The 12301-nt window shown below is 38.3% G+C and carries 15 protein-coding genes; 12 read left to right on the top strand and 3 right to left on the bottom strand.

The window, feature by feature from the left end:
* Positions 1-79 precede the first annotated feature (79 nt).
* Both IWB18_RS04600 and IWB18_RS04595 read left to right on the top strand, forming a co-directional pair.
* Positions 80-1189 carry an O-antigen ligase family protein gene (locus tag IWB18_RS04600; RefSeq protein ID WP_195682434.1) on the top strand — a complete coding sequence of 370 codons (1110 nt, stop codon included), beginning with the start codon at positions 80-82 and terminating at the stop codon, positions 1187-1189.
* Between the two features lie 228 nt (positions 1190-1417).
* Positions 1418-2167: an exodeoxyribonuclease III gene (locus tag IWB18_RS04595; protein ID WP_195682433.1), complete on the top strand. Its 750-nt coding sequence runs from the start codon at positions 1418-1420 to the stop codon at positions 2165-2167.
* A 36-nt stretch (positions 2168-2203) separates the two neighbouring features.
* Here IWB18_RS04595 and IWB18_RS04590 read toward each other — a convergent pair whose 3' ends face one another.
* Positions 2204-2821, bottom strand: a complete 618-nt coding sequence (locus tag IWB18_RS04590) for a C40 family peptidase (RefSeq protein ID WP_195682432.1) — start codon at positions 2819-2821, stop codon at positions 2204-2206.
* 193 nt (positions 2822-3014) lie between these two features.
* Between IWB18_RS04590 and IWB18_RS04585 the strand changes: the two genes are divergently transcribed.
* The 7 genes from IWB18_RS04585 (at position 3015) to IWB18_RS04555 (ending at position 8591) form a co-directional block, all read left to right on the top strand.
* A complete protein-coding gene (locus tag IWB18_RS04585; protein WP_195682431.1) occupies positions 3015-3857 on the top strand; it encodes a pirin family protein in 843 nt (280 codons plus the stop codon).
* Between the two features lie 26 nt (positions 3858-3883).
* Positions 3884-4834, top strand: coding sequence for a DUF523 domain-containing protein (locus IWB18_RS04580; RefSeq protein WP_195682430.1), 951 nt, complete (start codon positions 3884-3886; stop codon positions 4832-4834).
* Between the two features lie 12 nt (positions 4835-4846).
* Positions 4847-5185 carry a DsrE family protein gene (locus IWB18_RS04575; RefSeq protein ID WP_195682429.1) on the top strand — a complete coding sequence of 113 codons (339 nt, stop codon included), beginning with the start codon at positions 4847-4849 and terminating at the stop codon, positions 5183-5185.
* Between the two features lie 141 nt (positions 5186-5326).
* Positions 5327-6283, top strand: a complete 957-nt coding sequence (locus IWB18_RS04570) for a metal ABC transporter solute-binding protein, Zn/Mn family (protein WP_195682428.1) — start codon at positions 5327-5329, stop codon at positions 6281-6283.
* Positions 6280-6960, top strand: a complete 681-nt coding sequence (locus tag IWB18_RS04565) for a metal ABC transporter ATP-binding protein (RefSeq protein ID WP_195682427.1) — start codon at positions 6280-6282, stop codon at positions 6958-6960. Before IWB18_RS04570 ends, IWB18_RS04565 begins: the two co-directional genes overlap by 4 nt.
* 4 nt (positions 6961-6964) lie before the next feature.
* A complete protein-coding gene (locus IWB18_RS04560; RefSeq protein WP_195682426.1) occupies positions 6965-7783 on the top strand; it encodes a metal ABC transporter permease in 819 nt (272 codons plus the stop codon).
* Between the two features lie 4 nt (positions 7784-7787).
* Positions 7788-8591, top strand: coding sequence for a tryptophan-rich sensory protein (locus IWB18_RS04555; protein ID WP_195682425.1), 804 nt, complete (start codon positions 7788-7790; stop codon positions 8589-8591).
* A 39-nt stretch (positions 8592-8630) separates the two neighbouring features.
* On the opposite strand, the gene IWB18_RS04550 is transcribed toward IWB18_RS04555, so the two are convergent.
* Positions 8631-8951, bottom strand: a complete 321-nt coding sequence (locus tag IWB18_RS04550; protein WP_195682424.1) for a cupin domain-containing protein — start codon at positions 8949-8951, stop codon at positions 8631-8633.
* A 149-nt stretch (positions 8952-9100) separates the two neighbouring features.
* Between IWB18_RS04550 and IWB18_RS04545 the strand changes: the two genes are divergently transcribed.
* Positions 9101-9793 carry a Crp/Fnr family transcriptional regulator gene (locus IWB18_RS04545; RefSeq protein ID WP_195682423.1) on the top strand — a complete coding sequence of 231 codons (693 nt, stop codon included), beginning with the start codon at positions 9101-9103 and terminating at the stop codon, positions 9791-9793.
* A gap of 15 nt (positions 9794-9808) precedes the next feature.
* Positions 9809-10627 carry a class I SAM-dependent methyltransferase gene (locus IWB18_RS04540; RefSeq protein WP_195682422.1) on the top strand — a complete coding sequence of 273 codons (819 nt, stop codon included), beginning with the start codon at positions 9809-9811 and terminating at the stop codon, positions 10625-10627.
* A gap of 15 nt (positions 10628-10642) precedes the next feature.
* Here the strand turns inward: IWB18_RS04540 and mltG are convergent, their stop codons facing one another.
* Positions 10643-11692, bottom strand: coding sequence for an endolytic transglycosylase MltG (gene mltG, locus IWB18_RS04535; RefSeq protein WP_195682421.1), 1050 nt, complete (start codon positions 11690-11692; stop codon positions 10643-10645).
* Between the two features lie 137 nt (positions 11693-11829).
* Here mltG and IWB18_RS04530 point away from each other — a divergent pair, with 137 nt between their 5' ends.
* Positions 11830-12276, top strand: a complete 447-nt coding sequence (locus IWB18_RS04530) for a MarR family winged helix-turn-helix transcriptional regulator (RefSeq protein ID WP_195682420.1) — start codon at positions 11830-11832, stop codon at positions 12274-12276.
* Positions 12277-12301: the final 25 nt, after the last annotated feature.

The following is a 12301-nucleotide window of genomic DNA, read 5'->3' as shown; positions in this document are numbered from 1 at the left end:
TTGTTGATAAAAGCTAAAATGTATCAGAGTAGAGTCAATTAGACAAAATAAATGACATTTCATGTGAAAAGGAAAAAATATGCTTATAGGAATAATATTAATTGTCATATCGCCTTATTTGGCTTTTTTGCCGATTATAGCTTCAGGATCACTTGCTTTAAAAAATAAGTACACCATAAAACTTACACCGTACAACTCAAGCTTGTTTCTTTTATTTGTTTTGGCATTATTGACAGGGGCAATGAATAAAAGCCTTCTGTCAACTCTTTCTTCTTTAGGGATGCTGGCATTTTGGGGAATGGGAATATATCTTCAAAACAATTACAAAACGGAAAATTCAGTTGAAGGGCTTTTCAAGCTGATTTGGAAGGTTTCATTTCCAATCGGGATCTTGGGTATAGTCGAGAAGCTAGCCTCATATTTTTACGATATGACCTGGATAGCAAATTATTTTTGGAGCCCCAACTACGTTCCAAAAGCCGAAAATTTCAGGATATATTCCACATTTGGAAATCCCAATGTTGCTGGGGGATGGTTTGCGTTCATGGTTCTCGTTGCAATATACTTGATTGAGGTGAACAAGGACAATAGGAAGAAATATTTGGCATCCATTGCCGTATTTGCTTTGGCGGTGGTGGCTACAGGATCTAAAGGGGCTACTTTGGGACTTTTGTTTGCCCTGCTTGCATACGCTTTCTTTACAAGGAAAAAAAGGACAAAAAAGGCATTGTTGGGAGTTTTTTTAGCAATTGTAGTTCTTGCATTGCTATCTCCGGAAGTAAATCACGAATTGAACAGTAGAAATGGATTGTGGATCCAATGTCTGGAAATGTTCAGGGTCAAACCGTTCTTTGGATGGGGAATGATGGGCATTTTAGAAAATATTGGAAATATCCACGGGCATAATATATGGATCACCACACTCGTGTTTTTTGGATCCATTGGATTTATATTGTACACCATAATGAAAATATCAACATACAAAAGTCTTTTGATGCTTCTAAGGAGGGGTCATAGAGTGGCTCCATTGCTTGGAGCTGTTCAAATATTGATACTGTCTCATGGAATGGTCGATTTTATCATCATGACTCCCCAAGGAGGAACCATATTTTTTGGTGCATGCGCCCTGACAGCAGGTTTGGCTTTGGAATATGAAAAATATGCCGCTGTTAATCTATTTGGAAAATAACTTATTGATTAAAAAAGGCCCAGTTGGGCTTTTTTTAATTATCCACCTTTTATGCGTTCGATCAATTCAGTTTCCATAATAAGCCCTCCACTGTATATTTTTAATGCCGAAACATGACATGATTTTGATGTTTGCCATCCTATTATATATACCCACAAGGCAACCAAAAAGTTTTAAAATTTTTGAAATAGATATATAATAATAGAAACGACGGAAGGAGATGTTTTGATGAAACTTATATCATGGAATGTAAACGGAATAAGAGCATGCTTAAAAAAAGGATTTGAAGATTTCTTCATAAATGAAGATGCGGATATATTTTGCCTGCAGGAAACCAAACTGTCAGAAGGGCAAGTGGATTTGAATTTTGATGGATATGATGCCTACTGGAATTATGCTGATAAAAAGGGATATTCGGGAACGGCGGTGTTTACCAAGAAAAAACCGATTTCCGTAGAATACAACATGGGAATAGAAGAACATGACAGGGAAGGCAGATTGATCAAGTTGGAATTTGAAGATTATTTCCTGGTGAATGTTTACACCCCTAACTCACAAAAGGAACTTGCACGTCTTGATTACAGAATGAAATGGGAAGATGATTTCAGAAAATATCTATCAACTCTAAAGGAATCAAAATCAGTGATACTCTGCGGTGATTTAAATGTGGCTCATACGGAAATTGATTTAAAAAATCCCAAGACCAATAAAAAAAATGCGGGATTTTCAGACGATGAAAGAGAAAAGTTTAGAGAATTGTTGAAAGCAGGATTTGTCGACTCGTTCAGACATTTTTATCCAGACGTAACTGGTGCATATACTTGGTGGTCTTACATGTTCAATGCGAGAAAAAATAATGCCGGATGGCGGATCGACTATTTTCTTGTATCGGAAAGTATTAAAAAAGAAATGGGAGATGCCATAATTTATTCTGACGTTATGGGATCGGATCATTGCCCCATTGGCCTTTTGATTTAGGACGCAAGAAAACCCCGGAATTTTCCGGGGTTTATTTTAGTTGCTTTGCAATAGTCCTGCCAAGTCGGGAGACGGTATATCATCGATAAAATTCAATTTTTTTGTTCCTCCCCCGATGGATATGAAGTGTCTGTAATCACACATTTTTCCCGTGTAAACAAGTCTAAGAGCCGGAGATTCCAGAAAATCACCTGGAGTGACAAATACACAAGGTTTATTGAATAAGGGTATTTTGCTGTACTCAAATACAGAAGCTACGAATTGTGAACAAAAAAACGCATCGCAACGTTCGATGTTGATATTGAACATAACACCGAATAATCCTAATAGATTATAGCGGTAATTATCCCTGTTGAGTTCAAACTGTTTAATGTACTCACGGACTTTCCAGTACTGAATGGGGCTTATAAAATCCATTTCGTATACAGCACAGTTTGCATTCGAAAGTATCCCGCTGTTGATATTCTCCTTGACAAATCCACCGATGATGGGGTTGTTGGTTTTTTTCCTTCCAAAGCTGTAGAGATCCTTTAATTCCTTGTCGAAACCGATAGATACATGGTTATAAGGATCTTTGGTGTACATTTTTATCAGTCTGTTTAAAACAGTACCTGTATCAGTCAGAAGAATATATAATCGATATGATGTTTTCATGGCTACCTCTTATGTTTAATTGATAAATTGATTATACCAGAAAAATTTATTCGGGTAAATTAAAATTAAGTGTATATATTATTTAAAAAAGGGTGTTATATATAAAATCATTGATAATTGTAAAGTTTATTTCTGCACAAAGGCGGGTATCTAGACAACATGGCGTATTATTCATATGAAAGGGGGTGGCACCATGCCAATAGAGAGGAAAATCAAGAACAAAATTCATGGGAAAGATAGTAGAGATGGAGCAGGGGTCAACTTGAAGAGAGTGTTTGCTCACGGCGAGGTAAAAGATCTGGATCCATTTTTGTTGTTGGATTCTTTTGACTCTACAGATCCCCAAGATTATATAAAAGGTTTTCCGTGGCATCCGCACAGAGGGATCGAGACCGTAACTTACCTGCTGAACGGCAAAATAGAACATGGCGACAGTTTGGGCAATTCAGGAACCATAGACGAAGGATGCTTTCAGTGGATGAGTGCGGGAAGCGGGATAATTCATCAAGAGATGCCCAAAGCAAGCGACCGGATGCTGGGTATCCAGTTATGGGTAAACATGCCGTCAAAGAAAAAGATGTCGGAACCAGCGTATAGAGACATAAGAAAAGAAGATGTTGTGTTGGCTAGAAATGATGGAATTTGCGAAGTGCGTATCATTGCAGGTATTTACAATGGGTACAAGGGTCCGGTTGAAGACCTGTCAGTGGATCCGATTTTTTTAGATGTAATTGTTAGAGCGGGAAAAACGTTTAAGTTGAATACCAGACATGATGATACGGTTTTTGCTTTTATAATTGACGGCAACGGCAATTTCCAGGGGAAAGTATATCCAAAACGCACAGGTTTTTTATACGAAAACGGCGATTTCATTGAATTCGCAGCAAGTGACCGAGACGTCAGAGTCCTTGTTTTTTCAGGTAAAAAACTTAATGAACCAGTAGCCTGGGGCGGGCCTATTGTAATGAATACTCAAAAGGAACTGCAATTGGCGTTTGAGGAGCTCGACAAGGGAACATTTATTAAACACAAATGAGCAGATAGGTGGTGGGAACTTTGTATATGGATAAAGGACCTCTTTTGTATACGGAAAAGCCGGTACTTGGTATAAGTGCTTGTTGTATGGGCAGTCCAGTAAGATATAATGGCAAAGGCTGGAACATGTTGGACAACTTGGGAAGGGACAAAAGTTCATTTATTTGGGTTCCCGTTTGTCCGGAACTCTTTTCAGGATTGGGTGTTCCGAGAGATCCCATTCATATAGCAGGAGAGAGCGGCAAAGATGTTTGGGACGGTACTGGAAGAGTGATTGGAAGATCGAGATCGGATGTGACTTCAGATGTCATTGAAGGATGCAATATTGGAGCAAAAATTTTGGAGAAATCAAAAGTCAAGGCATTTGTATATTTGGATGGCAGTCCTTCCTGTGGAGTTTATAGGACTAGCCTGAAAAACAAAAGAATTGGAAAGCCACCTGGGGTTTTTGGCGCTCATCTATTTGAAAGAGGATACTTTTTGATACCTGTTCTAGATTTGCAGAGCCCTTTAAAATGGTGGGATTGTAAGAGAAGGCTATTGGCATTTTTATGGATCGATAGTGCTGAAATCAAAAACAAACGAGATATTTATGAGGTTTGGTACAGGTACAAATTTATCTGCCAGGAGCTGGATGAGCCATGGGCAAGAGAAAAGGGAAATGAACTTGCCAATCTTGACCATGATCCCGACGAAGAATATATAGAATTTTTCAAGAAAGAGATTATGGATTTGCTTCGAAAACCATCGAAAACAAATAAGATCATAAACAGTCTATGGAAAAATTATAGTTACTACAGGAGAAAAACCGGCGAAACTATCCAAGGGATTCTAGAACCCGATACTAAACGAAACATAACTACGGTTGCCAGGGAGCTGTCGTTGATGGAACGGGCATCTTATGATAAGGAAGTGTTTTTCGGAACTGCACCGGTTATTTACAGAGATGTCAAGCGCATTGAAAAAGATAGAATTTGAGGAGGGACTATTATGGGAAAAACTGTATTCTTTGCTTTTAAAGGTGAGGAAATGTGTTTTGTACATGTTTTACTAAATGCTTTAGACATGCATGAAAAGGGAAGAGAGGTAAAAATCGTTTTTGAAGGAGAGGCGGTTCTACTGCCGAAAATCTTGGAAGAAAGTAAAAACAACATGTACTTGAAAGCCAAGGAATTGGGATTGATCGAATGCATATGCAAAGCATGTTCGGCAAAGATGGGAGTTTTGGAATTCAATTCCACTTTGGGTATTCCCCTTGGGGATGATCTTAAAGGCCATCCTTCCATGATGAAATTCATTCAAAATGGTTATGATGTCATAACTCTTTAAAGACGGTAAAACCGTCTTTATTAATGTGAAATTGGCAAAGTCCTGAAATTTGATCAGAGATTTTCACCCTTTAAGTTGACGATGAAATTTTTAAAAAGTAGAATAGAATTAAATGCAAATGACAGATTTTTGGAGGTGCATATGAAAACACTAAAATTCATCAATATATCACTGGCAATATTTTTTGCTTTGTTTCTTGTGTCCTGCGACAGGCAGCAAAACTTGGACAATACTGCTGACAATGTAGTTGTTGCAGTATCGATAGTTCCTCAAGAGACATTCGTTAAAGAGGTCGCCGGCGACCTTGTGGATGTTGTCACAATGATTCCGCCTGGAGGCAATCCGGAAAACTATGAGCCGAGTCCTAAGGAAATGATGGTTTTTAGCAAGTCAGATCTGTATTTTGCCATAGGAGTTGAAGCTGAAAAGGCAGGTTTGTTGGATACGGCAGCAGATCTGAATCCAAATATGGAAATCGTACATCTCGATGAGATTGTAGACGACGTATATCCCCACATCGATTATAGTACTGAAATACCTGTGGATGCAATTGCAGATGATCACTCACATGAAGATGAAGATGATCATACACACGAGGGAAGGGACAGCCATATTTGGATGTCCCCCAAAAGAGTTGTGATCATGGTTGAAGCCATCAGAGACAAATTATCCGAGACGGATCCTGAAAATAGTAAAACTTATCATGAAAGAGCGCAAGCCTATATCGATGAGCTGAAAGAAACGGATGCGGATATAAAAACAGCACTGGAAGGCTTGAAATTCAGGAAGTTTCTGATATACCATCCATCCTTGGGATATTTTGCAAATGATTATGATTTAACTATGGTTCCAATCGAGTCCGAAGGCAAGGAGGCAACGGCAACCAGATTAAAGGAAATAATCGATTACGCCAACGAAAACTCGATAAAAGTAGTGTTCTACCAGCAGGAGCACGATAAAGGGCAGGCTCAAACTATTGCCGATGAGATCGGTGGAACCGTGATGGAATTCGCACCGTTGGCGCCGGACTACATTGAAAATCTCAAGAAGATCAAAGATACATTTTTACAAGTTCTAAGTGAGGAGAGTGGGCTTTGAACATAATTGACATCAATAACATCAGTGTGGAATATTTTGGGACAAAAGCTTTGGAAGGCGTCTGCCTTTCAATTGTCGATAAGGAATTTTTGAGCATAATCGGGCCTAATGGAGGAGGCAAGACGACTCTGATAAAGACGATTCTTGGATTGGTAAAACCTTCTTCAGGAATAGTAGAGATCAAAAAAGGTCTGCGCATCGGATACGTACCTCAACACACTAAATTCGACAGAAATTTTCCCATAAGCGTGCATGATGTGATAATAACCGGCAGGATCAAACCCAAAATAAGAATGTTCAGCAGGTATTCCGAGGAAGATAAAAGGTTGACCGATGATATTATTGAGAGATTAGGGCTTGAAACTTTGAAAAATAGGCAGATTGGCGAGTTGTCCGGCGGACAACTTCAGAAAGTTCTCATAGCAAGGGCATTGGTCACCGAGCCTGATTTGTTGATTCTTGACGAACCGACTGCAAATTTGGATGCCGAGAATAAAAATGAAATATACAAGATCCTCCATAAATTTAATGAAGATAAAGCTGTGATCCTGGTGACTCACGATATAGAATATTTGAACAACAATAAGAGGCACGTAGTGTTGCTCAACAAGAAAATAATATATAGTGGAGACTCACGCAGAAACAATCACGAACACTACCATGGAGAAAGGACGTAAAAGAATGATTGGAGTGCTTATTGAATACGATTTTATGCGGAATGCATTTTACAGCGCACTGCTGTCCAGTGTCATATGCGGTATAATAGGAACCATAATAGTTGAAAAAAAGCTTGTAAGCATGAGTGGCGGGATAGCGCATACATCCTTTGGCGGGATAGGTTTGGGATTTCTATTAGGAATAGAACCTCTCATAGGGGGCGTTGGGTTTGCGGTGTCTGCAGCGTTAGGTATAGCTTCAATTAAGAGAAGAACATCAACTGAAGCTGATACGCTTATCGGTATGTTCTGGGCTGTGGGAATGGCACTGGGAGTAATATTCATAGCATTGACTCCGGGATATCCTCCCGATATGACGACTTATCTTTTTGGAGATATCCTTACAGTATCATCAAGATTTGTCAAGATACTTGCGCTGACAGCATTCATGACCGTCCTATTGTCGATAAGCCTTTTCAGGTATCTGAAAGGATATCTTTTTGATGAAGAGTATCTGAAAATATTGGGTATCAATACAACTTTTATGGAATACTTATTATACATTTCTATTTCAGTCGGAATCGTTTTTTTGATAAAGGTCGTAGGGATAGTTCTTTCAATAGCCATGCTTACCATCCCAATTGCAACTGCTAAAATTTTTTCCCGAGATTTGGGTAGAATTATGATATACTCTACTTTGATAGGTTCTATTACCAGTATCGGAGGAATGTGGTTTTCATACATGTACAATATTCCTTCAGGAGCATCAATAATAATGGTTTCCATATTGGTTTACGCCTTGACATATCCTGTTAGCAGGATCATTTCAAAAAAAAGGGTGTGATTATGTGTTCAACGATAGAATAGTTCCCGCAAAACTAAAAGCGGCAAATACATTGGGTTTGATTTTGGTTCTTGTTGTAAATGCACTGGCTAACATTTTGCCTATAAATGGGTTTAACACAGGCGAGATTTCTGATTTTTACCCTAATCTATTCACTCCCTCAGGATATGTATTTTCGATCTGGGGATTGATCTACTTTTTTTTGATTGTTTTCGTAGTATATGGATATGATTTTTTTGGAAGAAAATCTGATAAAAAAGTAGTGGAAAACATCGGGTGGCTTTTTTTGATAAGTTGCGTATTGAATGCGGCGTGGCTGGTTTTATGGCATTATCTTTATGTTGAGTATAGTCTCGTCGTCATGATTTTGTTGTTGCTTGTATTGTTGCTGATCTACGATAAGATACATTCAAATATATTTGCTGATCCAAACAATAAATTTTTTGTGGGGATCCCGTTTTCACTATATACGGGTTGGATAACTGTTGCCACCATTGCAAATGTTACAGCTTTGCTTGTTCATTTGGAGTGGAGTGGATTTGGATTATCAGAGGAACTGTGGACTATCTTGATTTTGATGGTTGCAACTTTTATAATTGGGACTTTTGTTGTACAAAAGAACGATATTGTCTACGGAGCTGTTTATATTTGGACACTTTCCGGGATCATTTACAAACATCAATTTCAGTTTGAATTTGCGTACCCAGGTGTGGTAGTGGCCTCTTATGCCAGTGTAGCTGTGATTTTTGTCTTGTTTTTATTGAATATCAGGAAAAGAAAAAAAATAAAATCTAGATTTTTTGGATAAAACAAGCGCCCCACGATCAATTTGTGAGGCGCTTGTTTTTTATTTCATGGACGAAGGTGCGGGTGCCTTGACGACGAAAATTTCTGTCAGGTCGCAGCTGTCGTTGAATACATTCATCTTGGTCTTGAAAGGTATGTTTATAATGCTTCCTTTATCATATCTGTGTTTTTCCTGTTCGTCCAATTGCAATGTTATTGTCCCATTTGTTACGATCATGTATACATTTGAGTTGGCAAAATGTTCAGGTAACCCCTCGCCATTTGGAAGTACCATGTGGTTGATGTTTACATTGGCATCATCAACGATTTTTTCAATTGTCTTTTCTGTTTTCAAAGTGTAACCGAATAATTTTTCCAGCATTTTAATTCCTCCTTGTATGTGGGATATTAAAGTTTTTTAAATATCAAGCTTTAAATTTAACAAATCCCTTGGTTGCAATTTATATACCCATTATATTATAATGAATTCATATTTTGTGTATCTGGAGATACAAAAAACGAGGAGATAATATGATAAATAAATACTATAAAATTTTAGAAAAAAATCCACTGTTCGAAGATATCGACGATTACAGCATAGATCAACTGTTGTCATGTCTAAAACCTGCAATAAAAAAATACAAAAAAAATGAATTGATAGCCATGGCAGGAGATCCATTTATATCCATAGGAGTCATCTTGGAAGGGCAGGTAACGGTCACCAAAGAAAACATGGCGGGAAATAAAATAGTGATATCCCTTTTAAATCCAGGCGAAATGTACGGTGAGATGATAGCGTTCTCGAATCAGTCCATATATCCTGTTACGGTTGAGGCAACAAAAGACACTACGGTAATGCTTTTGGACAAATCGGCCATAGTGGGGCAATGCCCTAAAATGTGTTCGTGGCATAAAAGCCTGATACAGAATATGCTCAAAATAGTTTCGAACAGAGCTTTGATGCTCAACAAAAAAGTCGAATATCTTTCTATAAAAAGCATGAGGGGAAAACTGAGTGCATATTTTGTAGATCAACAGAAAAAAGCAAAAGGAAAGGTTTTGAACCTTGATATGAACAGGAATGAGCTATCGGATTTTCTCAATGTTTCAAGGCCTTCCATGTCACGAGAAATGGCAAAATTAAGAGAGGAAGGTATTATAGATTACAAAAAAAATCAAATCACCATCCTGGATTTGGAGAGTTTAAAAGAGATGGCTGATTGAAAAGGTGGGTTTAGAATGGATGTCAATGATTTCTATAAGTTGTGGGACAGAGAACCCAACGAGAAGGAACTTGATGACTTGAAGGATTATTGGAATCTAAGGGCGGATGAGTTCAATAACAGGGGCAGAGACAATTGTGTCGAACTTAAAACGGTTTTAGATTTGAAAAATTTTGACGGAAGGGGAAAGTCTGTTTTGGACATCGGCTGCGGTCCTGGCAAATGCGTAAATGACCTTTCAAAAGAGTTTGAAAAGGCGGTGGGGATAGATATTTCTGAAAATATGATAACTCATGCCAGAGAAAATGCTGCGAAATTGGGGATTGAAAATGTTGAATTCATAAATGCACCATGGGAAAAAATAAATCTGAAAGAGATTGGCTGGGAAAATAACTTTGATGTGGTAGTAGCTTCCATGACTCCTGGAATCAGCAGTGGTGAGCAACTTGTGAAAATGAACGAAGCCAGCAGGGAAGTATGCATGTTGAGTTCTTTTGTTTACAGGAGAGATCTTAAAAGTGATATCTGCGATCACTTGAAAATATCCAAGCCGGAAGACCCTGCCAGAAACAAAATATATATTGCTTTCAATATTCTTTGGCACATGGGTATTTATCCTGAAATATTTTATTTTGATCCTACTATAATTAGAAATTATACTCTGGAAGAAGCTGTGGAATTATATGGAAAGGAACTGTCACTGGATGCAAAAGAGTGGGATCGATTAAGCAGTTACCTTGAAAACAAAATTGACCCTGATGGAATGATTCGACAAAATTACACCGCTAAAGTTGCTTGGTTGTATTGGGAGTCAAAAAAAAGTGGTGCCCGTTAAAAATCGGGCACCAAATTATTTCAGCAGTTCGTTTTTTAATTTGTTATGTTGCTCGTATGTCTCAGAGAAGTATGTCTTGTTGTCGCCGTAAATATCGGAAAGGAAGTAAAAATAATTGTGTTCGGCCGGATTGATTGCTGCATCAATCGATGGCTCACCGGGAGAATTTCCCGGACCGACAGGTAGACCGTCAACAAGATATGTATTATAAGGTGAATCTACGGCCATATCTGAATTGGAATAGATTTGCTTATGGATGCCAAGAGCCATCTGAAGCGTGGCACAGCTTTGAAGTCTCATTCGGCTTTCAAGTCTATTGTAAAAAACACCGGAAACAATAGGTCTGTCTTCGTCAAAGATAGCCTCGTATTCGATTATAGAAGCCATGGTCAAAATTTCATGTGCGCTCAAATCGGTAGAATCTATGGAATCCCTGTATTTGCTCAAAACCCTGTCCATTTCATCTAAAAGAATTTCTGCAGCTTCTTCAGGAGAAACATCTTTATCTTTAAAATGATAAGTATTTGGAAAAAAATATCCGTTCAGAGGATATTTCAAATCAGGATTTTTTACTTCTTCGGTTACGAACCAGTAATTTTCTATTGAGCTCTGTACAAATTCATCGCTGTTCCAAATGTCCATGACCTGTTCTTTGGTATTATTGGTTTGGTTAGCGAAAATCTCGGCCATCTCGTCAAGGGTTTTCCCTTCAGGGAATGTGACGATAACAGTGTCGGGAAATACGGCGTCTCCTGAAAATATCTTTTCTGCCACAGCAGGTATATTCATTGAAGGCGAGATTTCATAGTGCCCAGCCTGCAGATTCAAATGATTTTCAAGCTTTACATGGATCCTGAAAGCGAGAGCATTCTTTATCAACCCTTTGTCTTCCAGGCTCTGTGCCATGGATGCCACTGTGCTACCCGATTCTACCTCAAATACCACAGGGTCACATTCTGCAGAGACAGGCTCCAACATGGAGTTGTAGTAGAAGTAGGCTAAGGTACTTCCGGCAATTAAAACGACAACGGCGACTATTGCAATGTAAAATAAAATTTTCTTCATATAACACCTCACAAAATGAAAGTCAAATACATGATATCATAAATTTTTTTAAAAATCAGAATAATTGTGTTTCACAATTAAAGTTTGGCTTATGTTATAATTATATAATAAAAATCGATGAGATTGGGAGAGAAATGATGAGCGATGACATACTGAGCATGAAATATCAGGTTTACAACGAATTTAGCGGGGTTCTTAGACATCATTACAAACGACTTCATGAATTGCTGGAGGAGATAAACGTTTATCCCGGGCAACCTCCCCTTCTGTTTATCCTGGAAAAGGAAGGCGGACTCAGTCAAAAAATACTGGCCAAAAAAATAAACATCAAACCATCTACATTGACGACCATGTTAAAATGCATGGAAAATAACGGTATCGTAAAAAAGGTTCAAGACGACGAAGACAAAAGGGTAACCAGAGTGTTTCTCACCGAATACGGTAGGGATACAGTTATGAAGACAAAAAAAATCATGAATGTCATAAGCGAAGAGGCCTTATCGGGATTTGATTCCGATGAAGTCAAACAGCTGGGAAGGTTGTTTACCAAAATGAAGATCAATCTGGGTTCTACAGCAAAGTAGATCAATAAAAAAAGCGCCTGGGCGC

Source organism: Alkalibacter mobilis, from assembly GCF_015594845.1.
Classification (GTDB): Bacteria; Bacillota; Clostridia; order Eubacteriales; family Alkalibacteraceae; genus Alkalibacter; species Alkalibacter mobilis.
The sequence above is the reverse complement of the archived record's forward strand: the minus strand, read 5'-3'. Positions and strand labels throughout refer to the sequence as shown.